25 protein-coding genes are annotated in these 25,964 nt (G+C 69.1%); 16 read left to right on the top strand and 9 right to left on the bottom strand.

The features are described from left to right. The first annotated feature begins 7 nt into the window (after nucleotides 1-7). Nucleotides 8-1,546: a magnesium-protoporphyrin IX monomethyl ester anaerobic oxidative cyclase gene (gene bchE / locus ASF08_RS21340; RefSeq protein WP_056149317.1), complete on the top strand. Its 1,539-nt coding sequence runs from the start codon at nucleotides 8-10 to the stop codon at nucleotides 1,544-1,546. 9 nt (nucleotides 1,547-1,555) lie between these two features. On the opposite strand, the gene ASF08_RS21345 is transcribed toward bchE, so the two are convergent. Then, nucleotides 1,556-1,753, bottom strand: coding sequence for a hypothetical protein (locus ASF08_RS21345; RefSeq protein ID WP_043764315.1), 198 nt, complete (start codon nucleotides 1,751-1,753; stop codon nucleotides 1,556-1,558). 133 nt (nucleotides 1,754-1,886) lie between these two features. Here ASF08_RS21345 and ASF08_RS21350 point away from each other — a divergent pair, with 133 nt between their 5' ends. Together ASF08_RS21350 and parE are read left to right on the top strand one after the other, a co-directional pair. Further along, nucleotides 1,887-3,875 (top strand): PhoX family protein, encoded by a 1,989-nt coding sequence (locus ASF08_RS21350; RefSeq protein ID WP_056149319.1) that lies wholly within the window; start codon nucleotides 1,887-1,889, stop codon nucleotides 3,873-3,875. 182 nt (nucleotides 3,876-4,057) lie between these two features. Continuing rightward, on the top strand, nucleotides 4,058-6,148 hold the full coding sequence (parE, locus tag ASF08_RS21355; protein WP_244474604.1) for a DNA topoisomerase IV subunit B: 2,091 nt from the start codon (nucleotides 4,058-4,060) through the stop codon (nucleotides 6,146-6,148). A 293-nt stretch (nucleotides 6,149-6,441) separates the two neighbouring features. On the opposite strand, the gene ASF08_RS21360 is transcribed toward parE, so the two are convergent. From ASF08_RS21360 to ASF08_RS21380, 5 genes are all read right to left on the bottom strand, one after another. Further along, a complete protein-coding gene (locus ASF08_RS21360) occupies nucleotides 6,442-7,269 on the bottom strand; it encodes an outer membrane protein (RefSeq protein ID WP_056149323.1) in 828 nt (275 codons plus the stop codon). Nucleotides 7,270-8,090: 821 nt separating this feature from the next. Continuing rightward, nucleotides 8,091-8,891: a formylmethanofuran dehydrogenase subunit C gene (locus ASF08_RS21365; protein ID WP_056149325.1), complete on the bottom strand. Its 801-nt coding sequence runs from the start codon at nucleotides 8,889-8,891 to the stop codon at nucleotides 8,091-8,093. Then, nucleotides 8,888-9,844: a formylmethanofuran--tetrahydromethanopterin N-formyltransferase gene (gene fhcD / locus ASF08_RS21370; protein ID WP_056149327.1), complete on the bottom strand. Its 957-nt coding sequence runs from the start codon at nucleotides 9,842-9,844 to the stop codon at nucleotides 8,888-8,890. The genes ASF08_RS21365 and fhcD overlap by 4 nt, the downstream gene beginning before the upstream one ends. Nucleotides 9,845-9,895: 51 nt before the next feature. Beyond that, complete coding sequence (locus tag ASF08_RS21375) at nucleotides 9,896-11,539, bottom strand: formylmethanofuran dehydrogenase subunit A (protein WP_056149330.1); 1,644 nt, start codon at nucleotides 11,537-11,539, stop codon at nucleotides 9,896-9,898. Beyond that, complete coding sequence (locus tag ASF08_RS21380) at nucleotides 11,533-12,612, bottom strand: hypothetical protein (RefSeq protein WP_056149332.1); 1,080 nt, start codon at nucleotides 12,610-12,612, stop codon at nucleotides 11,533-11,535. Before ASF08_RS21380 ends, ASF08_RS21375 begins: the two co-directional genes overlap by 7 nt. Nucleotides 12,613-12,987: 375 nt before the next feature. Between ASF08_RS21380 and ASF08_RS21385 the strand changes: the two genes are divergently transcribed. The 7 genes from ASF08_RS21385 to fae all read left to right on the top strand — a co-directional run bounded on the left by ASF08_RS21385 (nucleotide 12,988) and on the right by fae (nucleotide 20,118). Then, nucleotides 12,988-13,971 carry a beta-ribofuranosylaminobenzene 5'-phosphate synthase family protein gene (locus ASF08_RS21385; RefSeq protein ID WP_056149740.1) on the top strand — a complete coding sequence of 328 codons (984 nt, stop codon included), beginning with the start codon at nucleotides 12,988-12,990 and terminating at the stop codon, nucleotides 13,969-13,971. A 112-nt stretch (nucleotides 13,972-14,083) separates the two neighbouring features. Beyond that, nucleotides 14,084-14,977, top strand: coding sequence for an NAD(P)-dependent methylenetetrahydromethanopterin dehydrogenase (locus tag ASF08_RS21390; protein WP_056149334.1), 894 nt, complete (start codon nucleotides 14,084-14,086; stop codon nucleotides 14,975-14,977). A gap of 182 nt (nucleotides 14,978-15,159) precedes the next feature. Beyond that, entirely contained in the window at nucleotides 15,160-16,329 is a 1,170-nt protein-coding gene (locus ASF08_RS21395; RefSeq protein WP_056149336.1) for an ATP-grasp domain-containing protein, read from the top strand. Then, nucleotides 16,326-17,312, top strand: a complete 987-nt coding sequence (gene mch, locus ASF08_RS21400) for a methenyltetrahydromethanopterin cyclohydrolase (RefSeq protein ID WP_056149338.1) — start codon at nucleotides 16,326-16,328, stop codon at nucleotides 17,310-17,312. Before ASF08_RS21395 ends, mch begins: the two co-directional genes overlap by 4 nt. 277 nt (nucleotides 17,313-17,589) lie before the next feature. After that, nucleotides 17,590-18,504 carry an ATP-grasp domain-containing protein gene (locus tag ASF08_RS21405; RefSeq protein WP_056149341.1) on the top strand — a complete coding sequence of 305 codons (915 nt, stop codon included), beginning with the start codon at nucleotides 17,590-17,592 and terminating at the stop codon, nucleotides 18,502-18,504. Continuing rightward, the gene (locus tag ASF08_RS21410) at nucleotides 18,501-19,337 is read left to right on the top strand and encodes a triphosphoribosyl-dephospho-CoA synthase (RefSeq protein WP_056149342.1); all 837 of its coding nucleotides are present in this window, start codon (nucleotides 18,501-18,503) and stop codon (nucleotides 19,335-19,337) included. The genes ASF08_RS21405 and ASF08_RS21410 overlap by 4 nt, the downstream gene beginning before the upstream one ends. A gap of 268 nt (nucleotides 19,338-19,605) precedes the next feature. Next, nucleotides 19,606-20,118: a formaldehyde-activating enzyme gene (gene fae, locus ASF08_RS21415; protein ID WP_018043473.1), complete on the top strand. Its 513-nt coding sequence runs from the start codon at nucleotides 19,606-19,608 to the stop codon at nucleotides 20,116-20,118. Between the two features lie 139 nt (nucleotides 20,119-20,257). Here fae and ASF08_RS21420 read toward each other — a convergent pair whose 3' ends face one another. Then, nucleotides 20,258-20,941, bottom strand: a complete 684-nt coding sequence (locus ASF08_RS21420) for a HisA/HisF-related TIM barrel protein (RefSeq protein ID WP_056149345.1) — start codon at nucleotides 20,939-20,941, stop codon at nucleotides 20,258-20,260. A gap of 27 nt (nucleotides 20,942-20,968) precedes the next feature. Here ASF08_RS21420 and ASF08_RS21425 point away from each other — a divergent pair, with 27 nt between their 5' ends. Together ASF08_RS21425 and ASF08_RS21430 are read left to right on the top strand one after the other, a co-directional pair. Beyond that, entirely contained in the window at nucleotides 20,969-22,030 is a 1,062-nt protein-coding gene (locus ASF08_RS21425; RefSeq protein WP_056149346.1) for a hydantoinase/oxoprolinase family protein, read from the top strand. Between the two features lie 18 nt (nucleotides 22,031-22,048). Beyond that, a complete protein-coding gene (locus tag ASF08_RS21430; protein ID WP_018043476.1) occupies nucleotides 22,049-22,249 on the top strand; it encodes a hypothetical protein in 201 nt (66 codons plus the stop codon). 13 nt (nucleotides 22,250-22,262) lie between these two features. Here ASF08_RS21430 and ruvX read toward each other — a convergent pair whose 3' ends face one another. After that, on the bottom strand, nucleotides 22,263-22,763 hold the full coding sequence (ruvX, locus tag ASF08_RS21435) for a Holliday junction resolvase RuvX (RefSeq protein WP_056149348.1): 501 nt from the start codon (nucleotides 22,761-22,763) through the stop codon (nucleotides 22,263-22,265). Next, the gene (locus ASF08_RS21440; protein ID WP_056149350.1) at nucleotides 22,760-23,299 is read right to left on the bottom strand and encodes an SMI1/KNR4 family protein; all 540 of its coding nucleotides are present in this window, start codon (nucleotides 23,297-23,299) and stop codon (nucleotides 22,760-22,762) included. The genes ruvX and ASF08_RS21440 overlap by 4 nt, the downstream gene beginning before the upstream one ends. A gap of 108 nt (nucleotides 23,300-23,407) precedes the next feature. On the opposite strand from ASF08_RS21440, the gene ASF08_RS21445 reads away from it, so the two are divergent. The 4 genes from ASF08_RS21445 (at nucleotide 23,408) to ASF08_RS21460 (ending at nucleotide 25,927) form a co-directional block, all read left to right on the top strand. After that, nucleotides 23,408-23,638, top strand: coding sequence for a hypothetical protein (locus ASF08_RS21445; RefSeq protein ID WP_018043479.1), 231 nt, complete (start codon nucleotides 23,408-23,410; stop codon nucleotides 23,636-23,638). A 105-nt stretch (nucleotides 23,639-23,743) separates the two neighbouring features. After that, nucleotides 23,744-24,031 carry an Asp-tRNA(Asn)/Glu-tRNA(Gln) amidotransferase subunit GatC gene (gene gatC, locus ASF08_RS21450; RefSeq protein ID WP_018043480.1) on the top strand — a complete coding sequence of 96 codons (288 nt, stop codon included), beginning with the start codon at nucleotides 23,744-23,746 and terminating at the stop codon, nucleotides 24,029-24,031. Between the two features lie 92 nt (nucleotides 24,032-24,123). Then, a complete protein-coding gene (gene gatA / locus ASF08_RS21455; protein WP_018043481.1) occupies nucleotides 24,124-25,617 on the top strand; it encodes an Asp-tRNA(Asn)/Glu-tRNA(Gln) amidotransferase subunit GatA in 1,494 nt (497 codons plus the stop codon). Between the two features lie 10 nt (nucleotides 25,618-25,627). Beyond that, complete coding sequence (locus tag ASF08_RS21460) at nucleotides 25,628-25,927, top strand: hypothetical protein (protein ID WP_056149352.1); 300 nt, start codon at nucleotides 25,628-25,630, stop codon at nucleotides 25,925-25,927. The last annotated feature ends 37 nt before the right edge of the window (nucleotides 25,928-25,964 follow it).

Genomic DNA, 25,964 nt, shown 5'->3' on the forward strand with positions numbered 1-25,964 from the left:
GAAAGCCATGCGCATCGTCCTCGTCAACGTACCCCACCCGGCCATCGGCAGCCGCATTCCCGACGACCATCTCCCGCCCCTGGGGCTTCTCGCCATCGGCGGCCCCCTCATCGACGACGGGCACGACCTGCGCCTGATCGACGGGGAGTTCGGCCCGATGGACCCGGACGCCATCGTCGCGGAGGCTCTGGCCTTCCGTCCCGATGCCGTCCTGTTCGGGCATTCCGGCTCGACCTCGGGCCATCCGGTCATCGCCGACATCGCATCTCGACTGGCGAGCGCCCGGCCAGGTCTCCCCATCGTCTATGGCGGTGTGTTTCCGACCTACCACTGGCGCGAAATCCTGAGGGACGAGCCCTACGTCGCCGCCATCGTGCGCGGGGAGGGCGAGGAGACGGCGCGCCGCCTGATGGCTGCGCTCTCAGCGGGATCGCCCCTCGCCTCCGTACCGGGCATCGCCTTTCGCAGCGGCGACGGTCCCCATGCCACGCAGGCCGCGCCGGTGATCCGCGACCTCGACGCCTACCGCGTCGGCTGGGAACTCATCGACCATGCCCGCTACAGCTATTGGGGCGGCCTGCGAGCCGTCGTCGTGCAGTTCTCACGCGGCTGTCCGCATCTCTGCAATTACTGCGGCCAGCGTGGCTTCTGGACCCGCTGGCGTCATCGCGACCCGGTGAGGTTCGCCAGGGAACTGGCCCGGCTCCATCGCGACCACGGGGTGCGGGTCATCAACTTCGCCGACGAGAACCCCACCGTCTCGAAGAAGGCGTGGCGGGTCTTCCTCGAAACGCTGATCGCGGAGAATGTGGACCTCATCCTCGTGGGCTCGACCCGCGCCGACGACATCGTGCGCGATGCCGACATCCTGCAGCTCTACAAGCGCGCCGGCTGGACGCGCTTCCTCCTCGGGCTGGAAAGCACCGACGAGGCGACCCTCGCGCGCATCAGGAAGGGCGGCGCCACCACCACGGACCGCGAGGCGATCCGCCTTCTTCGCGCCCATGGCATCCTCTCCATGGCGACCTGGGTCGTCGGGTTCGAGGAAGAGACGGATCGGGATTACTGGCGCGGCCTGCGCCAACTCCTGTCCTACGACCCCGACCAGATCCAGATGCTCTACGTGAAGCCCCATCGCTGGACGCCGTATTTCAGCATCGCCGCGAATCGGCGGGTGATCCAGACCGATCGACGCCGTTGGGACTACAAGCATCAGGTGCTGGCGACCCGGCACATGGCACCGTGGCGGGTGCTGCTGTGGTTCAAGTTCATCGAGGTGGCGGTCCAGGCTCGCCCGCGTGCACTCGCACGTGTCGTGTTCCATCGCGACGCGGGACTACGCCACGCCATGCGCTGGTACACGCGGATGGGGCGTCGGGTATGGTCTTATGAGATCGTGAACTTCCTGCGCGACCCGTTGGTGAAGAACGGGCCGAGCGTCGCAGAATTCTGGGGGGAGCCACAGGACAGCGAGGAAGAATCCATGGTCGTCGTCAACGCGGAACGGCGTCCCGAAGCCGCGAGGCCCCGCGCCGATGCGGCGTGACGGTCGACCTCAGATGAAGACGAAGAAGATACCGAAGCTAGCGATGAACCCCGCCAGCGATACGGCCGAGAGGGCCAAGAACCTGGACGATGCGACCGCGCCCTCATCCTGCCCATCCTCGATGGGCGAGAAGGCGCGGCCTGCCGCCTGCGATGCGCGAATGAGATCGTCGTGGCGCACCATGCTCAAGGCTGCGGACGGCGCCATGTCCCTCTCCCATAGATTCGTTCGATGTGTGCTAACGCACCAACTCAGGGTTGGTTCCGGAACGCCGGCGTCATCCGCCCGCCATGTGGCGCGCCTAACTCGAACTCGATCCATTCCAAGGGACGAGTTCACCATGACCGAGCCGCTGCGCACCCGCTCGCAGGCCGCAGAAGACGGCGAGGATGCCGGTTCGAATCCGAGCCGGAACGCCACCTTCGGCGACGTGGTCGCCGCCCGGTTCGACCGGCGCGACCTGCTGCGCGGCCTTCTTGGGGTCGGCGCCATCGCGGCGGTGGTGACGCCCCGCGCGCTCGCCGCCGGCCCGGTCGCGGCGGCGCAGGGACAGGCGACGCCGTTCCCCTTCACGGAGATCGAGGCGGGATCGGACGCTCACCATCACGTGGCCGAGGGGCACGATGCCGACATCCTGATCCGCTGGGGCGATCCGGTCCTGCCCGGTGCGCCCGCCTTCGACCCGCTCAACCAGAGTGCCGCGGCCCAGGCCCGGCAATTCGGCTACAACAACGACTTCGTCGGCTATTTCCCGATGCCCGGCGCCGCCGATCCGGCCGCGCATGGCCTTCTCGTGGTCAACCACGAATACACCAACGAGGAACTGATGTTTCCCGGCCTCGGCCGCCAGGACATCAAGACCGTGGCCTTCAAGGGCATGAATCGCGACCTCGTCGACATCGAGATGGCCGCCCATGGCGGCTCGGTGATCGAGGTGAAGCGTAACGACGGCAAATGGGCCGTGGTGCCGGGGTCGCGATACGCCCGCCGCATCACCGTCGAGACGCCGATGGCCCTCTCCGGCCCGGCGGCCGGCTCCGATCGGCTGAAGACCACCGACGACCCGTCCGGCCGCGCGGTGAAGGGCATGATCAACAATTGCGCCGGCGGCACCACACCCTGGGGGACGTGGCTCACCTGCGAGGAGAACATCAACTATTACTTCTCCGGCACCCTCGCAGAGGGGTCGGCCGAGGCGACCAACCACAAGCGTCTCGGCCTGCCCGGCAACGCCTATGCCTGGGGCCGCTTCCACGAGCGGTTCGACCTGTCCAAGGAACCGAACGAACCCAATCGCTTCGGCTGGGTGGTGGAGATCGCCCCGTTCGATCCCGCCTCCGTCCCGACGAAGCGCACCGCCATGGGCCGGTTCAAGCACGAGGGCGCCGCCGGCATCGTCTCGAAGAGTGGTCGGTACGTCGTCTACCAGGGCGACGACGAGCGTTTCGACTACGTCTACAAGTTCGTGACCGACGCGGCCGTAGACCTCGCCGACCGGGCGGCCAACCGCGACATCCTCGATTCCGGCACGCTGCACGTCGCCCGGTTCGATGCCGACGGGCGCGGGGCCTGGATGCCCCTGGTGTTCGGACAGGGTCCGCTGACACCCGAGAACGGGTTCACCGCCCAGGCCGACGTGCTCATCGAGGCCCGGCGCGCCAGCGACCTCCTCGGAGCCACCAAGATGGACCGTCCGGAGGATGTCGAGGCCAACCCGAAGACCAGCAAGGTCTACGTGATGCTGACCAACAACGGGAAGCGCAAGGCGGCCGACGTGAACGCCGCCAACCCGCGGCCCGACAACCGCTTCGGCCATATCGTCGAACTGACCCCGGACGACGGCGACCACGCGGCCTCGGGCTTCGCCTGGGAAATCCTCGTCAAATGCGGCGATCCCTCCATCGCGGCGGTCGGCGCCACCTTCTCCTCGGCGACAACGAAGGACGGCTGGTTCGGCATGCCGGACAATTGCTCGGTGGACGGGCAGGGACGGCTTTGGGTCGCCACAGACGGGAACTCGCCGTCGAAGACGGGGCGAAACGACGGCATCTGGGCGATGGAGACGGAAGGGCAGGGACGGGGCACGGGCAAGCATTTCTTCAGGGTGCCGAACGGCGCCGAGATGTGCGGCCCCTACTTCACACCCGACGACACCACGTTCTTCGTCGCCGTGCAGCATCCCGGCGAGGCCGACGAGGAAGATCCGAAGGCCATGCCCGCCACCTTCGAGGCGCCCTCCACCCGCTGGCCGGATTTCATCGACGGAATGCCGCCCCGCCCCGCCATCGTCGCGATCACCAGGCGTGGCGGTGGCCGGGTCGGAAGCTGACGGGGCGACGCGATCGCCCCCTCCGGCCAAGGGGGGCAGGCGTGGCCGAGCCCCCGCTTCCGGTACCCCGGCGACACAGCATTAACGGAATCGGCGCAAGCTGCGCAGGAACACCGGGAGAGCGGCTGCCGAAGAGGGCGGCATCGCTTCACGTTTCCGTTTCGTTCCTGTATGGTTGGCCCATGACTCAGCGCGAGACCTCACGTCAGGCCGTTCCGGCCCCCGCCGGCGGCCGGCCGAGCGACCTGTTCGCGGGTGGTCAAGCGCCCGTGCGCGGCGCGAAGGCCGCTTCGGCGGCGCGCGCTCCCCTCGACAGAGCACCGGTCGATGCGGCGGAAGCCGGCTACGACGCCTCGTCGATCGAGGTGCTGGAAGGCCTGGAGCCGGTCCGGCGCCGGCCGGGCATGTATATCGGCGGTACCGACGAGCGCGCCCTGCATCACCTCTTCGCCGAGGTGATCGACAATTCCATGGACGAGGCGGTGGCGGGCCATGCCAGCTACATCGAGGTGGAGTTGGAGGAGACCGGCCACCTCGTCATCACCGACAATGGCCGCGGCATCCCGGTGGACCCGCACCCGAAATTTCCGGGCAAATCCGCCCTCGAAGTGATCATGACCACGCTGCATGCGGGCGGCAAGTTCGACTCGAAGGTCTACGAGACCTCCGGCGGCCTGCACGGTGTCGGCATCTCCGTGGTCAACGCCCTCTCCGACATCCTCGAAGTCGAGGTGGCCCGAAGCCAGGTTCTCTATCGCCAGACCTTTTCGCGGGGCCATGTCCAGGGTCCGCTGGAAACCGTCGGCCGGGTGCAGAACCGGCGCGGCACGCGGGTGCGCTTCCACCCCGATGCGCAGATCTTCGGGGCGCTGAAGTTCGATCCGCGCCGGCTGTTCAAGATGGCGCGCTCCAAGGCCTACCTGTTCGGCGGCGTCGAGATCCGCTGGCGCTGTGCCCCCGCCCTGCTGGAGGGCATCGCCGACGTGCCGGCCGAGACGGTGCACCGCTTCCCCGGCGGCCTGCGCGACTATCTCGCCCGCGACCTCGACGGCAAGGAGCTCGTCACCGACGCGGTCTTCGCCGGCAAGGTGACGAAGCCCGGCGGCCACGGCTCCCTCGAATGGGCCGTCGCCTGGATGGTGGTGGAAGACGGGGTCTCGCACTCCTACTGCAACACGATTCCCACCGCCGAGGGCGGCACCCACGAGAGCGGCCTGCGCGTGGCTCTGCTGCGCGCTCTGCGCGAGCATGCCGAGCGCGTCGGCCAGGCCAAGCGGATGACCTCGGTCACCACCGACGACGTGATGGCGACCTGCGCCTCGATGCTCTCGGTCTTCATCCGCGAGCCGGAATTCCAAGGCCAGACCAAGGACAAGCTCGCCACGGTGGAAGCCTCGCGCATCGTCGAGACGGCGATCCGTGACGCGTTCGACCACTGGCTGGCCGCCTCCCCGGCCCAGGCCAACAAGCTCCTCGACTGGGTGATCGACCGGGCCGAGGAGCGCCTGCGCCGACGCCAGGAGAAGGAGGTCGCGCGCAAATCCGCGACTCGCAAGCTGCGCCTTCCCGGCAAGCTCGCCGACTGCTCGAAGGCGGGTACGGCCGGCTCGGAGATCTTCATCGTCGAGGGTGATTCCGCCGGCGGCTCGGCCAAGCAGGCGCGCGACCGCGCCAGCCAGGCCATCCTGCCACTACGCGGCAAGATCCTCAACGTGGCCTCGGCCAGTCGGGACAAGATGGGCGCCAACCAGCTCATCTCCGACCTGACCCAGGCGCTCGGTTGCGGCACGGGCAACGGCTACAAGGGCGAGGACCTTCGTTACGAGAAGGTCATCATCATGACTGACGCCGATGTCGACGGCGCGCATATCGCATCCCTGCTGATCACTTTCTTCTACCGGCAGATGCCCAAGCTCATCGACAAGGGCCATCTCTACCTGGCGATCCCGCCGCTCTACCGGCTCCAGCACGGCGCCAAGACGGTCTATGCCCGTGACGACGCCGACAAGGAGCGCGTGATCAAGACCGTCTTCAAGGGCGGCAAAGTGGAGATCAGCCGCTTCAAGGGCCTGGGCGAGATGATGCCGGCGCAGTTGAAGGAGACCACGATGGACCCCAAGAAGCGCACGCTCCTGCGCGTGGCTGTCCTCGACGAGGCGCGGGATTCCACCGGCGATGCCGTGGAGCGGCTGATGGGCAACAAGCCGGAAGCCCGCTTTGCCTTCATCTCCGAGCGTGCCGCCTTCGCCGACGAGGCGACACTCGACATCTGAGGACAGGCGGGGCGCGAGTTCGGCCTATCCGAGCCGCCTCTCTTCCCGGGGGTGGAGCGCCAACGGAGTCGGTGGCGAAGAGCCGCGCGGCGCCTCCCCCAAGTCGCAGACGCGGCACATCCCGCGATGAACTCCAAATCACCCTTCGCTTGCGCTCCGGACGTCCGGACCAGGGTGAATTGCGAGAGAGGTCCGTCAACGCAAAAACCCGGCCGCAAGGCCGGGTTTTTCACGTAGACGATCCTGATGCCGCGCGATCCTCGATGAGGACCGCGCGACGATCATGGACGATCCTAGTAGGTGCCGAACTTGTAGTTCAGGCCGGCGCGGACGACGGCGAACTCGTCGTCGCGACGACCGGTGCTGATCGACTGCACAACCGCGTTGTTGGCGGTGTTGATGATGAAGGCGCCCTGATTGCGGTTGCCGCGATCGAGGTTCACGTACAGGCCTTCGACCTTCAGCGTCACAGCGGAAGCGCGGAAGAAGTTGAAGAACGACTCGGTGGGGAGCGCGTATTCGATGCCACCGCCGACGGCGTAGCCGGTGCGGAAGTCGTCGTTGCCGCGGAAGCCGCCGAAGTCACGCTCGCTGCTGCCGGCGCCGTAAGCGAAACCGCCGGTGCCGTACACGAGGGTGCGGTCGAAGGCGTAGCCGAGACGACCGCGGACGGTGCCGAAGTAGTCGAGGCTGGAGAGGCCACGCGGGTCGTTGATGGCGAAGCCGGGAGCGGCAACGACACCGGAGTCACGACGCTTGGCGCCGAAATCGAGGTACTGAGCATCGGCTTCGATACCGACGACAACGCCCGAACCCGGGGTGAACTGATAGTTGTAGCCGATCTGCGCACCGCCGGAGAAGCCGTCCTGGCCATCCTTCTTGAAGGTGGCGACCTGCGGGACGCCGGCGTTGGTGAAGCGGCTCGCGACCGGGAAGGAGTTCGGGCCTTCCTTGCCGGCGTCGAAAGCGTAACCGGCGTTGATACCGGCGTAGAAGCCCGTCCACGTGAAGACCGGGACCGGAACGAAGACCGGCGGGGCGGCGCGACGGGGAAGGTCGGCGGCCGAAGCGACAGCAGTCAGGCCGGCGAGAACGGTCGTAGCGAGAAGCAGTCTTTTCATTGTGTGTCTGGTCCTGATGGGCATTAAGCCTAGGTGCTTGTAGGCTCGGACGGGCGTGAGGTCTGTCGCATTCCTGCAACAACATCCATCGAATACAGCGGCACCCGTCAACGAAGGGTAAAGGTTAGGCGCAAGTGAGGAATGAGAGGCCAGTGACGTGCTCTGGCGCACTTCCGGTGCCTTTCCTGCTCACCTCGCGGCTGATCCAGATCACACTGCCGTGACGACCGGCTTTCACTTCCCGCAAGCATTTATTAAGCGGAACAATTCTGCATCATGCGAATTAGGAACAGCTTTTTGTCCCCGCTTGCGATGCGTAGATTACCCGTCTGGTGAGCGATGCGAAGGCGTCTCTCCATCGGCAAGGCTCGGCAAGCAAATGCAGGCGACAGAAGGTTAAGCGCGCCCGACGATTCCGTGGTCGCGCGCCCGAAGCCGGCATTCAGCCCGCTGCGGCATTCGCAGCCCCGTCGCGGCAGAATCCATCCTGGTGATCCGGCCGCTGGCTCGAGGCGAAACCGAGACATTCGGGTAGCAAGGCAACACCGCAATACGGCCGCTCCACCAAGGTCCGACTTGTCCTGACAGTGATCGGTCTTGGCCTTGGGTGCTTGGCCGTCGCGGGCCTTGCCCGGACCGACTGTGCTCGGAGTTTGGCGGGAGTGCCCGGTGAACCGACGGCGACGCCCATCCCTCGCGGGAGGCTGCAGGTCTTCGGGCAATGCCCGGCGGGCAACCTCGATCGAAGCCATGCCCCTGAAGGCTTCGCGGATCGTCTCCCCGACGGGGGCCGTGCCGCCGCCGGGGAGGAATCGAAGGGCCTATCGCCCGGCCGTGACCCAGAGCTCACCCTTGCCGAGGGTGGCGAGATCGCCGGAATAGCGCTTGAGCGCACCCGCGGCGAGGTCGGCATGGGCGGGGCTGAGGGCACGCAGGGACCGGGCGAGCAGCCGCAGGAACACGAGATCGTGCGTTCCCGTCTCGACGAAGCTCGGGCTCAGGGCACCGTGTCCGCCGGCGAGGATCGTCCCGCGCCGCATGCCGTAGCCGGGATGGTCGCCCACCGAGAGGGCCGCGATCGTACCTGCGATCATCCGCGATCCGGCATTGGCGCCCGCGGCACCGACAAGGATCAGACCGCGCCGCATGCGGTCGCCGAGGTAATCGCCGGCCGATCCGCGGATCACCAGCGTGGCGCCGTCGAGCCCCGCCTTGGCGGCATAGACCGCTCCGCCGGCATGATCGCCGGCATTGCCCTCGATGGTGATCGTGCCGCCCTTGGCGCCCGAGCCGGCATAGGGCCCGGCCGATCCCGTAACCGTCACCGATCCCGACGCCATACCGGCGCCGAGGCGTTGGCCGACATCGCCGACGACGCGGATCGAACCGCCGCTGAGCGAGGCGCCGACGCTGTCGAAGCGGGACGAGCCGCCCTCGATGGTCAGGCTGTCGGAGCCGTCGAGGCTGATGGCGAAGACGTCGCCCAGCGTCAGGCCGCGTCGGCTGGTGCCGATGGGGAGCCTGGCCGCCTCGGTCTCGGAGAGGCCGCTCAGCGAGAGCGGAGTCACGTGGAGAAAATCGAGCCGCTCCGGCGGCTCCTGGCGCAGGGTGAGGGTGCTCATGCCGCTCCAGCCTCGCTCGCCGGCTCCTTCGAGAGCAGGTCCTTCAGGTGATAATGGTGGCGGCCGAGATTGCCGCCGTAATTGCCGGCCGTCACCGCGACGAGCCCGTGCGCCGCACCGGCTTCGGTGGAGGCGTGGAGCGCCGCGCGCATGGATTCAGCCACCGAGCGCGAGGTGAGCCCGTCGATGACGATCTCGAGCACCACGCCGACCTCGGCCGCGAGTTCCGAGCCGGCCCGGCCCTTGAGGGTGGGGCAATAGGCGTCGTTGGTGGAGGCCATCATGCCCTTGGTGCGCGCGCCGACCTTCGAGCCGGAGCGGACGATGCCGCCGGGGAAGGGCAGGATCACGTCGGCCACCGAACGAGCGGCATCCACGGCGATCTCCGCGACCTTGAGGGTCTCGGCATGGTTGCGCCCGAGGAACAGCAGGTTGCCGCCGCCCACCGCGCCATCCACCGCGCGGACGAAATCCTCGCACAGGAACTCGCCGTCCATCACGGGGACGCGCCAATAGCGCCGCGCCTTGCCGGTGACGGGATCGGTCAGGCGCTTGGCCACGGCGAAGCCGTCACCGAAATACCGGATCGCGCCACCGAGCTTGATCTTGTGCGGCCCGTCGACACCCGCATAGCAGGCCGTGCCGGGGCAGGTGAGGATGCACTGGCCGACGCGCTTCAGGAGCTGGTCCTTGAGGCCGTTCGGCTCGAAGCCGAACAGCAGCACCCGCACACCGGGGCGGCCGTCGGGCGTCTCCTCCGGCGAGAGTTCGCAATCGATCCCGGCCTCGGCGCCGCAGCCGATCACCGAGGTCGCGAACCCGGTCATCGTGACGGCGGCGATCATCGCCCATTTGGCGGTGTCGTTGGTAATGATCAGGGCCGTGCCGGCGACGTCGAACGCCTCGGCGAAGGTGTCGATCACCGGGATGCCGTTGAGGGTCAGGTCAGTCATGCTCGGTCACCGTACCCACGCGAGGCGTCGTCATCAGGCCCGGCATCATTCTCAAGCTCGACATGCCACGTCCTCGAACACATCGCTCACGGGGAAGGCCTCGTCCGGCACGGTGAAGCTGTCGAGACCGGCACCGAAACGGGCATCGAGATAAGCGTCGGTGCGCGTCTCCATCGCCTTGTCGGATTCCACCGTCAGTTCCAGCGTATGGCCCGCGCGCCAATCGACGATCTCGCCATCCTCGACGATGACGTGGCCGTCCTTGAGCACCAGTTTGGCGCGGGCGAACATCGCGGTCCGGTTCTTGTCGTCGCGGTAGATCGCGACGTCGGCGCGCGCGCCCTCGCGCAGGTGGCCGCGATCGGCGAGGCCGAGGAGCTTGGCCGGGCCGGAGCGCGTCAGCTGGGCGATTTCGGAGAAGGTGTATTCCCGCTCGATGCCGCAGAGGCCAGAGCGCTCGGCGATGACCTTGTGCAGGGAGGATATCTCGCGGTCACGCTCCTCCTTGTCCATCAGCAGATGGATGATCCGCGGATATTCGGTGAAGGGGCCGCCATTGGGGTGGTCGGTGGTGAGGATAGTGCGCTCGGGATCGCCCGAGAGCAGCATCAGTTCGAGGCCGATCGCCCATTGCAGGGAGCTCACGGGGCCGCGCGGCTTGTAGAGGAACGGCACGATGCCGCCGCCTTCCGCGTCGCCCGCCGTGATGATCCACTTCTTCGGGTTCGCGCCCTTGCGGCCGGCGAACTGGCGGATGACGTCGAGCGAGATCGTCACCGTCTGGCCGAAGGCGACCTGACCCACGTCGAAGGTGGCGTTGGGGTGTTTCTCCATCGCCTCCGTGATGCGCTCGGCCGCCGAACGGAAGCCGCCGGTGCCGGGATTGGCCGGATCGACCGCGCCGTAGGCGTAGAACTGCGCATGGGCGAAGTGGATGCGCCGGCCTTCCGCCGCCTCCATCGTCGCCACGAAGGAATCGTCGGCGCCGGGAATACCCAGGTTGTTGGCATGGACATGCAGCGGATGCGGCACGCCGATCTCCTCCACCGCATCGAGGAGGGCGTTCATGATCTTGCGGGTGGAGAGGCCGTAGACCGGGATCTCCTCGTCGAGGCTGAGATTGAGCATCCCGTCCTTGAAGGCCGAGGCGCCGCCAGCGTTGATGCACTTGACGCCGAGACCGCGCGAGGTCGCCACCGACAGGGCGACGAGGTCGCGCACCGCCGCCTTGCCCTCGCGCTGGCGCAGCAAGTCGAGGAGCTGGTCGTCGTTGCCCATCACGGTGAGTGCACCGCGGTCGAGCAGGGGGATGTCGGCGAGTTCGAGCTGGGTCGCCAACGCGTTCGTGGGCGGCATCGCCGGCTCGACGGCGATGGTGTAGCCCATCCGCGCGTAGTTCGCGCCGATCCAGGCGGCCGAGCCGCCGGCATGGGCGAAGGGATGGCCCTCGGGCGCAGCTTCGCTGACATAGAGGTCGGGCAGGAGCAGGCGGCTCATCACCACGTTGCCGCCGGCGATGTGCGAATGCACCTCGACGCCGCCCGCCATCACGACGCAGCCAGAGGCGTCGATGGTCTTGTCGGGGTTGCGCTCGGACGGGGCCACGACGCGGCCGTCCTCGATCCAGACGTCGCCGACGCCGTCGCGGCCGGCGGTGGGATCGACGACCCGGCCGGCCTGGATCAGGATCAGCATGAGGCGCCCTTCTTTTGCGTGAGGCGATTCTGGATGGCGGCGAGCACACCGGCCGCAGTCAGGTCGGCCGGCTGGCCAACCGGAGGTGAATAGGTGATCGCCGCACGGCGCTCGTTCCACAGGGCGCCACCTGCGGTCTCGCCGGGCACGCCCACCGAAATGACGATCTCGGCGACGTCGCCCGTGGCATCGGGGCTTCCTTCACCGACGATGGCGATGGAGGGTAGAGTGGCGAGCCAGTCAGGGCGCGGGGCGGGGAGGGAGGCGAGCCAGAGCGCGGCATCGGCCTCGCCGGCGGCCACTTGGCGCGCACTGTCGAACCGCCAGGGATCGTGCTCGGGCAGGTCACGGCCAAAGCCGACCCGCGGCGGCTGGCCGGTGGTCCATGAGGCGAGCTGGGTCACGGCGCGGCCCTGGAACCCATCCGAGACGGAGAGCGCGAAGAAGCGCGTCAGATCGTTGAGATCGCGCACCAGCCCCTGCAGCATCTCGACGCCGAGATCGCCGAGTTCGGCGGCATCGTAGAGGACGACACCGTACTGGGCCGTCGTCAGGCGCCGGCCGAGATCGGCATAGGCCGCCTCGCCGGCGAGGTTGCCCTTCACGTAGGCGCGCAGATGCGCCACCGAGACGGCGAGACCGCCGGCCGCGGCCGGATAGGAGACGTGCCGTGTGGCGCCGTCGCCGGGGCCACCGAGGGAGAGCAGCGTGCGCTCGGAACCGGCGGCGCGACCGCGCACCGGCGCGGAAGCGGCGATCTCCTGCACGATCGGCCTGTCCCACGGGCGCAGACCGACGATCAGCACCGCATCGGCCCGGCCGATCGCCTCGGCCGGCGTGGTGTTGAGATTGCCGAACTGGCTGAGGGGGCCGAGCTCCGCATAGAGGCCGTCGCCGCCGACGGGATCGACGGAGGCACCGATGAGTCCGGCCAAATGATAGGCCGCCCGCACCGCGCTCGTATCCGCACTCAATCCCGTGACGATCGGAGTCTTCGCTGCGGCGAGGAGCGTGGCGGCGGCCTCCACCGCTGCGCTCACGTCCGCCGCACCACCCTTTACCCAGGCAGCCATGCCTACACCTTGGAGAACGAGGGCCCGGCACGCGCTGTGTTAAGCGTCGCACACGGCGGGACTGCGCCAGTCCATTCCTAGTGGGCCGGCACGTTTGCATCGCGGAGGCGCCGCAAGCAACCCCCCAACGACCGCCGTCGACTCCCTTCTGCCGTCCCGCCACGCCGCACCTTCCCGGCATCCCGTGGAGCCCCGGCCTGCGGAAGCCCGACGATTGATGGTATGGCGACGCTTGCGACAGATCCGCCCTCCGTGGGAGAAGCCCGCGCCGGCAAGCGCCATGCGGTCGCAATTCCGGTCAGGCCCCGCCGGGGCGGATCGGCTCGTGGCCCGCGCGGCGCAGGGATGAAGGCTTATCGCATGAAGGGGGTCGACGTGGACCAGATCCCGGATCAACGGCCGGCCGAGACGGCGGGACGGACCCGTGCGGTGAGGGTGCGCGCACCGGCGCGGCTTCACTTCGGCTTCCTCGATCTGCACGGGGGCCTCGGCCGGCGCTTCGGCAGCATCGGGCTCGCCGTCGACGCCCCCTCCATCGATCTCATCGCGCGTGCGGCCCCCGTCCTCGACGTGATCGGGCCGGAGGCGGCCCGCGCCCGCACCTATGCCGAGGTCGCGGCGCGCCATCTCGGCCTTCGGGGAGCGGCCTCCATCCGGGTGGACGAGGCGATCCCGGCCCATGCCGGCTTCGGCTCGGGCACGCAGCTCGCCCTCAGCGTGGCGGCGGCGCTCGCCGCCCTCGACGGTCGCCCCTTCTCGCCCGACGCCTTCGCCGACGCCCTCGATCGCGGAAACCGCTCGGGCGTGGGTCTGGCCGCCTTCACCCAGGGCGGCCTCATCGTGGATGGCGGCCGTGACGCCAGCAACGGCCCGCCGCCGCTGATCGCGCGCCTCGCCTATCCAGAGGCGTGGCGGATCGTGCTGATCCTCGACGAGAGCATGACCGGCGTGCATGGCACCCGCGAGGTCGAGGCGTTTCGCGATCTCCCGCGCTTTCCCGAGGAGCAGGCCGCCGCGATCTGCCGGATCGTGCTGATGCAGGTCCTGCCGGCGGCAGCCACCGCCGAACCGGATGGTTTCGGCGCCGGCATCACCACGATCCAGCGCCTCATCGGCGATCACTTCGCGCCTCACCAGGGCGGGCGCTACGCCAGCCCCGCCGTGGCCGAGGCGCTCGCCGCCATCGCCGCCCAGGGAATCGCCGGCTACGGCCAGAGCTCGTGGGGGCCGACGGGTTTCGCCCTGGTGCCGTCCGAAGCGGAGGCACGCGCCCTCGTGGCGTCCCTCGACCGGCCCGGCCCTTTGCGTTTCGTGATCGCGCGCGGTCGCAATACCGGCGCCTCGGTCACGCCACTTTAAGACAACAAGCGCATCAGCGACGCTTGACGCAGCCGGCCCGGCCGGTTCCGACAGTACACATGCGAGAGGTGGCGCCGCGATGGCGCCGGACACTTGCGGAGGGAGAGACACGATGGCCCGCTCGATTCTGCATATGCTGACGCCCCTCAAGCACATGAGCCCGTTCGACGTGAACATGGCAGTGGATGCCGGCTTCGAGACGATCGCGACCTATACCGACGTGACCCTGCCGGACGTGACCTCCCTGGTGCAGGATTCGATCTTCTCCCGTTCGCCCCAGGATGGCACCCGCACGACCATCTTCATCGGCGGCAAGAACGCCGAGGACGCCCTCGACATGATGGACCGGGCCAAGAAAGCCCTGGTGCCGCCCTTCGCCAACCACATCGTCGCCGATCCGGCCGGGTCCTTCACCACCGGTGCCGCCATGGTCGCCGAGGTGACCCGCGCCCTCAAGGCGAAGTTCGGCACCGACCTGAAGGGCAAGCGCATCGTCATCTTCGGCGGGGCCGGCGTCGTGGCTTATGTGGCGGCGGTGATCGGTGCGCTCGAAGGCGCCAAGACCGTCCTCGTCGGGCATGACGGCGAGGAGCGAGTCAGCAAGATCGCCTTCACGATGAAATGGCGCTTCGGCATCGAGGTCGGCGCCGTCGACGGCTCCACCGCCGAGGCGCGCCGCGTCGCCATCGCCGAGGCCGACGTGATCCTCTCGGCCGGCCCGGCCGGCGTCCCGATCCTGTCGGCGACGGATCTCGAATCCGCGCCGAAGCTGCTGGTCGCCTCCGACGTGAACGCGGTGCCGCCCGCCGGCATCGCCGGGATCGACGTCAACGCCAAGGACGTGGCCCTGCCCACCGGCAAGGGCATCGGCATCGGCGCGCTGGCGGTCGGCAACGTCAAGTACCAGACCCAGTCGCGCCTGTTCCGCCAGATCCTCGCCGCCAGCGAGCCCCTCTGCCTCGACTTCCGAGACGCCTACAAGGTCGCCGTCGAGGTGGCCGGCTGACGGGCACTCACCCGCCAGCTCGATCCCGCCCATGACCTCATCCTGAGGTATCCGCGAAAGCAGGCCTCGAGCTTTCGCCGAGCTAACTGGAAGCCTCCTTCGAGGCCTTCGCTTCGCTCGTCGCCTCAGGACGAGGCAAGGTGGCGACAGCAGCGTAGGAGTGATCCCGAGCGATCGCCGCGATGGCAGCATCATCCGAACGGCCGCCGCCCCGGGGCGACGCGATCCTCATCGCCGCCCAGTCCGGGCGCGCCCTGGCGCAGGCCGCGCGCCGGTCGGGCCTGCGCCCCTATGTCCTCGACCTCTTCGGCGATGCCGACACGCTCGCCCTCGCCGAAGGCTATCGCCCTGCCGACGGTCGTTTCGGCGACGGGCTGGCGGGGGAGGGCGTGCTCGCCGGGCTCGATGCCCTGGCCGCCATGGCGGACAAGCCACCGATCGGGATCGTGCTCGGCAGCGGCTTCGAGAATGCGCCCGACCTGATGGCGAGGATCGGCCGGTGCCACAGGCTTCTGGGCGCCAGCCCCGATACGGTCCGGGTGCTGAAGGATCCGCTCGCCTTCGCGGCCCTCTGCGAACGCCTCGCGATCCCGCATCCGGCGGTAACGTCGGAGGCCGTGACGGATCGGGCGGGCTGGCTCATCAAGCGCTCGGGCGGGTCCGGCGGCAGCCATATCCGCCTCGCCGGCGCGGGGAGGGCACCGCCGGGCGCCTATTTTCAGCGGCGGGTCGCCGGCACGGCGCACGCCGTCGCCTTCCTCGCCGACGGGCGCGCGGCGGCGATCGTGGCGGTCACCGAGCAATGGAGCGCGCCGTCTCCCTTACGCCCCTTCCGCTATGCCGGGGCGCTGGAACGCGCCGCCCACGAGGCGCCGGCTCTGCCGGCGGCGACCCTCTCCCAGGTGACGGCGGCCATCGCCGGACTCGTCGCGGAGACCGGGCTCGTCGGGCTCGCCAGCGCCGACCTCCTCGTCTCGGAGAAGGGGTGGTGGCTCACCGAGATCAACCCGCGCCCGGGAGCCACCCTCGACGTCCTCGACCGCCGCGACACGCCGCTCCTGGCCGCGCATATCGACGCGAGCCTCGGCGTTTTGCCGCGAATCGAACCCGCACCGGTGGATGCGGCGGCCACGGAAATCTGTTACGCGGCAGCCGGCTACGCGCCGATGCCGCCCCTCGACTGGCCGGATTTCGTTCGCGACCGCCCACAATCCGGCACCTGCGTGCCACGCGATGCTCCCCTCTGCACCGTGTTCGCCGCAGGCCCGGACTCGGCCGCCACCCGAGACCTATTGCGCGTCCGGGCCGCCACTCTGCGGACCCTGCTCGCCCCGACGGAGGAAGCCCGATGACCACCCATCCCCCCGCCACGCTCCGGACCACGCCGAGCCTGAACGCCCTCGCCAATCCCCTCGTGGAGAAGCTGGTGGCCGATGCCGAGGCCCTGCGCCTTTCCGTCGCCACGGAGAACGGCGCACGCATGGTCGATGCCGGCGCCACCGTGCGCGGCTCCATCGAGGCCGGCCGGCGCATCGCCGAGATCTGCCTCGGCGGCCTCGGCACCGTGTCGATCGTCCCCACCGGGCCGATCGCGGCCTGGCCCTATTCCGTGGTGGTGCATTCCGCCGACCCGGTGCTCGCCTGCCTCGGCAGCCAGTATGCCGGCTGGTCGCTGGCCGACGAGACCGGCGATTCCGGCTTCTTCGCCCTGGGCTCCGGCCCCGGCCGCGCGGTCTCGGTGGTGGAAGATCTCTACACCGAACTCGGCTACCGCGATTCCGCCAGCCGGACCGCCCTGGTGCTCGAAGCCGCCGGCGGACCGCCCGCCTCCGTCATCGCCAAGGTCGCCGAGGCCTGCGGCCTGTCGGCGGACGCGCTGACCTTCATCTACGCCCCGACCCAGTCGCTGGCCGGCGCGACACAGGTCGTCGCCCGCGTCCTCGAAGTCGCCCTGCACAAGGCCCACACCGTGGGCTTCGACCTGCACAAGATCGTGGACGGAATCGGCTCGGCCCCGCTCTCGCCGCAGCATCCCGATTTCATCCAGGCCATGGGCCGCACCAACGACGCCATCATCTATGGCGGCCGGGTGCAGCTCTTCGTCGAGGCCGACGAGGCGGATGCCAAGCAACTCGCCGAGCAGCTGCCCTCCACCACCTCGGCCGACCACGGCGCCCCCTTCGCCGAGATCTTCGGCCGGGTGAACGGCGATTTCTACAAGATCGACGGCGCGCTCTTCAGCCCGGCCGAGGTCATCGTCACCTCCGTCACCACCGGCAAGAGTTTCCGCGGTGGCCGGCTGATGCCGGAACTGGTGGACGCCTCCTTCAGCTGATCTGAACGGAAAAGCCGCAGCGCCAGCCCCTCTCCCCGCCGGGCGGGGAGAGGATCGCGGGCACCTTGTCGTACCTGCGATGAGTGGAGGCGAAGCCGGAGCGAGGGTGAGGGGGTCTCTGCGAACGAGGCTCTTCCGGGAACGCCCCCTCACCCTCGGCTGCCGCCTCGCCGTGCCGACGACGAGGTCGTCACGGCCCTCTCCCCGCAAGCGGGGCGAGGGGAACGCCTGTCATCCCGGCCGGGCCGGGACCGGATCACCGTGTGAGACCACATCCATGCGCATCGGGCTCGCGGCCGACAACGGCAACTGGCACAAGGCCCGATTGAGGGCCGCCCTGGAACATCTCGGCGCCGAGCCGGTGCTGTTTTCGCTCGCCGACGTGGCGGTGGTCACCGGTGCGGGCGAGCCGCTTCGTGTGCCGGGCTTCGCGGACGGCCTGCCCGACGGCGTCCTCCTGCGCACCATCGCGGGCGGCACCTTCGAGGCCACCACCATGCGGCTCGGCGTGCTCCACGCCCTCGTGGCCTCCGGGGTCACGGTGTGGAACTCCCCCGGCGCCATCGAGCGCTCGGTGGACAAGGCCATGACGAGCCTCCTCGTCGCCAGGGCCGGCCTCCCCACCCCCGACACCTTCGTGTTCTCCAGCCGCGAGGCCGCCGCCGCCTGCGTCGCCCGCGAGGCGGGACCGGGCCGGCCGCTGGTGCTCAAGCCGCTCTTCGGCTCACAGGGCGAGGGTTTGCAGCTCATCGAACGGCCGGAAGACCTGCCCGGTGAGGAGGCCGTGTCGCGGGTCTATTATCTCCAGCGCTACATCGCGCGGAACGACGGCCTCTGGCGCGATTACCGGGTCTTCGTCTGCGAGGGCAGGGCCATCGCCGCCATGATCCGCGAGGGCGACGGCTGGATCACCAACGTCCATCGCGGAGGCCGGCCCTTGCCCTGGGCGATGCCGGAGAAGGCCGCCGAACTCGCCGAACGCGCGGCGGCCGCCATCGGTGTCGATTACACCGGCATCGACCTCGTGGAGGACGGGGAGGGCGGCTACCTCGTCCTCGAAGTCAATTCCATGCCGGCCTGGTCGGGCCTGCAACAGGTCACCGAGGTCGACGTCGCGGCCGCCGTGGCCCGGGGCTTCCTCAACGCCGTGCGGGCGGCAAGGCCCCCCCGGCTCCTGGCGGCATCGGGATGAGCGGGCTTTCGCCCGACGTGATCGCCGCGGCCTACCGGGCGTGCTGCTTGGCCGAGCTCGATGCCCTGAAGCCCGGCAACGTCCATGTCTTCGGCAACGGCCATCGCATGGCGGTGGCGGATTTCGTCACGAGCGCAGAGGTCTCCGCGCCCCATCTGGCGGAACCCGGCGCGCGAATCGGCCGGCGCGTGCGCACCGCCATGGAGGCGACCCTCGGCGCGGTGGGCCAGAACACCAATCTCGGCATTCTCCTCCTGTGCGCGCCCCTGGCGCTCGCCGCCGAGCGCGGCGGCCCTCTGCGCAGGGCGCTGAGCCACGTTCTCGATACCCTCGACGCGGCGGATGCGGCCGACGTCTTCGCCGCGATTCGCGCCGCCAATCCCGGCGGCCTCGGCCGGGCCGAACGCCACGACGTGACCGGACCGGAAGCCCCGGCAAGCCTCGTCGCGGCCATGGCGGAGGCGGCCCCGCGCGACCGGATCGCCCGCGCCTACGTCACCGGCTTCGCCGACATCTTCGGCATCGGCCTGCCCGCCTTGGCGGAGGCGCGCGGCAAGGGCCTCACGCCCCCCTGGAGCACGACGGCGGTGTTCCTCGGCTACCTCGCGGCCGTTCCCGACAGCCACGTGGCGCGCAAGCACGGCGCGGCCCGCGCCGAGGCCCTGTGCGCCGAGGCGGCGGAGCTTCTCTCCCTCGATCTCGCCACCCACCCCGTCACCGAGCTCCTGGTGCGGGACCGTTCGTGGAAAGGCCGGAACCTCAATCCGGGCACCAGCGCGGACATGACGGTGGCCACCCTCTTCGCCGACCGATTGCTGGCGGCTGGAACCTAAACCCAATAAATCCAGCCCTCCGGCGGCGACGGGGGGCGCCATAATCGATGCCGTGGCGCGTTCAAGCCCCCGTTCGGCAAAGATTTTGCTCGAATCCGCCCCCCTTGCAGGGTTGTTCCGGCAGAGACCCCAGAGTAGGGTCCGCGCCGCGATCCGGGCAAACCGGTCCGGTCCCATTGGGGCTGGACGCCGTGAACAAGGATGGCTTTCGGCCGCGCCAAACTACGGGGCGGTCATGCTTTTTCAAGACTCCTGGGAGAAACCCCACATGGCGAAGATCAACAAAGTTCTGGTCGGCGAGGCTCTCGTCGGCGATGGCAACGAGGTCGCCCACATCGATCTCATCATCGGACCGCGCGGTTCGCCGGCCGAGACGGCTTTCTGCAACGGCCTCGTGAACAACAAGCACGGCTTCACCAGCCTGCTCGCGGTCATCGCGCCGAACCTGCCCTGCAAGCCGAACACCCTGATGTTCAACAAGGTCACCATCAACGACGCCCGTCAGGCCGTCCAGATGTTCGGCCCCGCCCAGTACGGCGTTGCCAAGGCCGTGCAGGACGCCGTTGCCGAAGGCATCATCCCCGCTGACGAAGCCGACGACCTGTTCATCCTGGTCGGCGTGTTCATTCACTGGGAAGCTGCCGACGACGCCAAGATCCAGAAGTACAACTACGACGCCGTGAAGCTGTCGATCCAGCGCGCCGTCAAGGGCGAGCCCACCGCTGCCTACGCCACCGAGCAGCGCAACTCCGCTTCGCACCCCTTCGCGTCGAACGCTTAGATCGGGGACAGTCCTGGGCAGAGCGCGCCTCCGCCCGCACCGCGGGGCCTGCTCCAGCGACTGGCTTCCATCTTCCTCGGACGATGAAACATGAAACGAGGCGGCTCCGGCCGCCTCGTTTTTTTGTGTCTCCGGCCCGCTACCTCCGTAATGTCCCGTCGTGGATCGCGGTCGCCACCAGGGCACCCGTGACGCCGATCTCCTCCAGCGCGGCGACATCCGCAGGCCCGCGCACCCCGCCCGCCGCGTAGAGTCGCGTCGCGGGGCTCATCTCGCGGATCTCCGACAGGCGGTCGAGGTCCGGCCCGGTCCCGGCACCGACACGGCTCAGGGTCATCACGATGACCTCGGAGGGCCAGTACGCCGGCTCGTCATGGAGCTCCGCCGGCCCCATCCGCTCCGCGCCCCGACTGTCGAGGGAGAAGACCGCGCGGTCTCCGAGCGCCCGCACCAGGGCGGCATCGTGCTGGCTCTCGCTGCCGATCACCGGACGCCCCAACCCCTCCGCCAGGAACGCATCGACGCCGGGGCCGCCGGAGAATCCCGCATCGACCCAGAGCTGGACACCCGGACAGGCGCGAGCGACCTGCGCGAGGCTCCCGAGATCGGGAGGCCTGCCGTCGATGATCGCATCGAGATCCGCGACGTAGAGGATGCGGGCGGCGATCGCGGCGACCAGCCCCTGCGCGACATCCCCGGGCGACGATCCCTTTGCCAAGGGGGTCACGATCGGGGCATAGGAGGCGCGATCCCCGGCCCTGGCCCGCACCACCTCTCCGTGGCGCAGGTCGATCACCGGAACGATCCGAAACCCGTCCTTCATCCCGTTCCTCCCTGTACGGACCTGCCCGTGACGCCTGCCGCATCCACGCACAACCCGGTGATCGGCTGGGATCTCGGAGGGGTCCATGTCAAGGCGGCCCTGGTTCGCGACGGCCGGGTCGAGGCGGTGGTGCAGGCACCCTGCCGTCTCTGGCGCGGCCTGCCCGCCCTCGACGAGACGTTTTCGCAGCTGCCCGATTGGGCGCGCGGAGAGGCCGACCATGTGGTGACCATGACGGGCGAACTCACCGATTGCTTCTCCGACCGCACCGATGGCGTGGCGCAGCTCTCCGCCTGGGCGAGGGCGAATCTCGCCGGTTCGGTGCGGATTTATGGCGGCCGGGCCGGGCTCCTCCCGCCCGGCGAGGCGACGGGCGCCGCCCTCGACGTGGCCTCGGCCAATTGGCACGCCACGGCGGCCCTGGTCGGCCGCCACGCGGCGAACGCGCTCCTCGTCGATATCGGCTCCACCACCGCCGACCTGATCCCCATCGTGGACGGCCGTCCTGCCGCCACCGGCTACAGCGACGCCGAGCGCCTGGAGACGGGCGAGCTGGTCTATTCCGGCGTGGTGCGGACGCCCGTCCTCGCCTTCACGGCCTCCGCGCCGTTCAAGGGCCGGCGCACCAGCCTGATGGCCGAGACCTTCGCCACCACGGCCGACGTCTACCGGCTCACCGGCGACCTGCCCGAGGGGGCCGACCAGCAGCACAGCGCCGACATGAAGGGCAAATCGATCCCCGAGACCGAGATCCGCCTCGCCCGGATGATCGGCCGCGACCATGCTGAGGGAAGCTCGGCCGATTGGCGTGCCCTCGCGGCGCATTTCGCCGAGTGCCAGTTGCGTCCCCTCCACGACGCGGCGGCGATCCTGCTGTCGCGCCCCGACATCGCGGCCGATGCGCCCCTCGTGGTCTGCGGGGCAGGGCGGTTCCTGGCCGAGCGGCTGGCCCGGCGCCTGGGACGCCCCGCCGTGGCGCTCACCGACCTCATCGCGCCGTCGCTCGCGGAGGAGGGCGCCGACTGGGCCTCCACCTGTGGCCCGGCCGTGGCGGTGGCCCTGCTGGCCGCCGAACCTATCCAACACTGAGCCGAACGGGAGACCCGCATGAGCGCCACGCACAAACTCGCCCGCATCCTGGCCACGCGCTCCGGCGCGGGAATCGAGCTCGCCCTCGCCACCGAGAGCGGCCAGACCCTCAAGGTGCTGGCGAGCCAGGACCAGATCGACATGCTGGTGGACGAGTTGGAGGACATCCTCAATTCGCCGGTCGAGCCCGGCGACGACGAGCCGCCGGCCGCGGCGTGACGCGCCGCTCCCCTCAGTACGCGTCGCGCTCCTCGCGCTCCTCGTCCCCCAGCAGACCCCGGATCTGGTCGAGGCATCCCTGGAGGATGTAGGCCGCCGCCAGCATGTCCACGACCTCGCCACGCTTGGCCCGCGAGGCGTCCGCCGCGATCAGCGCCCGCGTCACCGCCGCCGTGGACAGGCGCTCGTCGCAGAACAGCACCGGCAGGTCGAGCAGGGGCTTCATGTTGCGCACGAAGGAGCGCGTGGCCTGGACGCGCGGCCCTTCGCTGCCATCCATGTTGAGGGGCAGGCCCATGACGAGGCCGCCGACTTGGTGAGCCTCGCACAGGAGGCGCAGGCGGGCGACGTCGGGCGTGAATTTCACCCGGCGGATGGTCTCGAGGGGCGAGGCGATCTGCCGGCCCACATCCGACAGGGCGAGCCCGATCGTCTTGGTGCCGAGATCGATCCCGATGAGGCGCTGGCCGCCCGCGGACGCCGCGACGAACGCCCGGACCTCGTCTTCCGTCACGAGACCTGACCCAGGAAGCTGGAGGGCAGGGGCTCTGCGCCCATGCCGAGAATGCCGCGCACGGCAGGACCCTGAAGCCGGCGCATGAGATCGGGGAGGTCGGCGCCCCCGAACCGCACCGATTCGAGATCGGCGCCCATCACCCAGATCTCGTATTCCCGGCGCTCGGTCTGGTCCGCACCGACGACCACGTCCCAGAACAGGAACTCGCCTGCTTCGGTCTCACCGAAGAAACAGGCGCGTTCGACCACGCTCGGATCGTCGCCCTCCACCTCGAAGCGATGCCCCTCCCGCGTCTCCAGCACGGAGGCGATGCTGTGCGCGATCAGTTCCGAACGGGTGCCGAGGTCCGCGCTCTCGGTGGGGCTCGGGATCGCGATGCGGAGGGAGCCGCAAGCGAGGCCGATTCCGCAATCGAGGCAAAAGCTGCGGTAGCTCTCCGGCAGCGGGAACCCCAGCTCCGTCTCCGCGCGGTCGAGATCGGCCGGATCGGCCTTCGGCCCGGCGGTGAAATCCGCGAACACCGTCTGCCACATGATGTCTATCCCCAACGCGACCCGATCCTACGTCCGAAGGGGAATAGCCGCACCGGGAGCGAATGCGCCATAAGCTCGTTAAGGATTTGATAACGATACGGAGACAGCATGAATCGGCGCGGCCGCCTCTCCCAGGTTCTCGGCATGTTACGGTCGCCCGGCAAAGGCGGCAGCGCCTGGAACGTCGACGCCACGCGCGAAATGCCGTTCCGGCACAAGCTCATGCTCGCCCTGGCCCTCGAGATCCTCGTCCTCGGCTTCCGGCAGTCGGAAACGCTCCGCCAGGACAAGGGGATCGTGGTCGAGGCTCCCTCTCATCCCGGCAACGCCATCGTCTGAGACGACGCTTCCGCCCGCCCCGGCGTTGCGGGGCCGCGAAGCCCGGTGCTATAGCCCGGCCTCTGAACGCGCGTTCCGGCGCAGGTCCCGAGGTCCGAAGGCAGCATGTCGGTCGACGCAACCACAGTGAGGCGCATCGCGCATCTGGCGCGTATCGCGGTGAGCGACGAGGAGGTCGCGCCGCTCCAGGGCGAACTCAACGCCATCCTCGCCTTCGTCGAGCAACTCTCCGAAGTCGATGTCGAGGGCGTCGAGCCGATGACCTCGGTCACGCCGATGGCGATGAAGAAGCGCACCGACGTGGTGACCGACGGCGGTCACGCTCGCGACATCGTCTTCAACGCCCCCGAGACCGAGGACCATTACTTCCTCGTCCCGAAGGTGGTCGAGTAGCACGCTCGATTTCGTGATGCGTGCCCGGCCAGGACCGCGCGGCGCCTGAGAATGGCGACGGGGTCCGGCGGGCTTTGAGGACAGCAGGCGGCATGACCCATCTCAACGAACTCACCCTGGCCGAGGCTCGCGACGGGCTGAAGGCCAAGGATTTCTCGGCGACCGACCTCGCCAAGGCCCATCTCTCGGCGATCGAGGCGGCGCGCGGCCTCAACGCCTATCTGCTGGAGACGCCCGAGCGCGCCCTGCAGATGGCGGAGGTCTCCGACGCCAAGATCGCCTCCGGCGAGGCCCGGCCCCTCGAAGGCCTGCCGCTCGGCGTCAAGGACCTGTTCTGCACCCACGGGGTCGCCACCACCGCCGGCTCGAAGATCCTCGAAGGCTTCCAGCCGCATTACGAATCGGCCGTGACCCACAATCTGTGGCGCGACGGCGCGGTGATGCTGGGCAAGCTCAACCTCGACGAGTTCGCCATGGGCTCCTCCAACGAGACCTCCGCCTATGGCGACGTGGTTTCGCCCTGGCGGCGGCAGGAAAACGGAACGCTCTCCGACACGAAGCTGGTGCCGGGCGGCTCCTCCGGCGGGTCGGCCGCTGCCGTGGCCGCGCATCTGTGCCTTGGCGCCACCGCCACCGATACCGGGGGCTCGATCCGCCAGCCCGCCGCCTTCACCGGCACGGTGGGCATCAAGCCGACCTACGGGCGCTGCTCGCGCTGGGGCACGGTGGCCTACGCCTCCTCCCTCGACCAGGCCGGCCCCATCGCCCGCACGGTGCGCGACTGCGCCATCCTGCTCGGCTCCATGTCCGGGGCGGATGCCCGCGACACCACCTGTGCCGACCTGGCCGTGCCGGATTTCGAGGCGGCGGTGGCGCGGGGGGTGAAGGGCCTCACCATCGGCATCCCGAAGGAATACCGGGTCGAGGGCATGTCCGCCGAGATCCAGGCGCTCTGGGACAAGGGCGCCGCGATGCTCAAGGATGCGGGCGCCACGATCCGCGAGATCTCGCTGCCGCACACCCGCTACGCGCTGCCGGCCTATTACATCGTCGCCCCGGCCGAGGCCTCCTCGAATCTGGCCCGCTACGACGGCGTGCGCTACGGCCTGCGCGTTCCCGGCAAGGACATCGCCGGGATGTACGAGAACACCCGCGCGGCGGGCTTCGGCCGCGAGGTGAAGCGCCGCATCATGATCGGCACCTACGTGCTCTCGGCCGGCTATTACGACGCCTATTACGTCCGCGCCCAGAAGATCCGCACCCTGATCAAGCGCGATTTCGAACAGGCCTATGCCTCCGGCGTCGACGCGATCCTGACCCCCGCCACCCCGTCCGCCGCCTTCGGCATCGGCGAGAAGGGCTCGGGCGATCCCGTGGAGATGTACCTCCAGGACGTCTTCACCATCACGGTGAACATGGCGGGGCTGCCCGGCATCTCGGTGCCGGCCGGGCTCGACGCGCAGGGACTGCCGCTGGGCCTCCAGCTCATCGGGCGCCCGTTCGACGAGGAGACGCTGTTCGCCGCCGCCCAAGTGATCGAGACGGCGGCCGGGCGGACCAAGCTGCCGAAGGCGTGGTGGGCATGAAAGCGCGACCATGACCGTTCCGGTCTATCCCTTCGACGTCTGGATCTGGGCCGCGTTCGATCCCGTCCTGATCGCCATCGCCCTGGTCATGGGCTGGAAGTCGGACCAGTTCGTGAAGGTCATCCTGGTCTCGCTGATGGCTTTCGCCATCTCGGTTATGGTGTCCTGGGCCGTCACGGCCATCGGCATCCCCTGGCCGGCGCCGATCAGCCATGACGGGCCGACCTTCTTCCCCATTCGCTGGATGGCGGGCTTCCTGTGGGGCACCCTCGGCTTCCTCGCCCATCAGCTCTATCGCCTGCGCGCTTGACCGCGCCGGCCGGTCCTTCCACCTTTCCGGTGCGGTT

It is taken from the genome of Methylobacterium sp. Leaf85 (assembly GCF_001422125.1).
GTDB classification, from domain to species: Bacteria; Pseudomonadota; Alphaproteobacteria; order Rhizobiales; family Beijerinckiaceae; genus Methylobacterium; species Methylobacterium bullatum.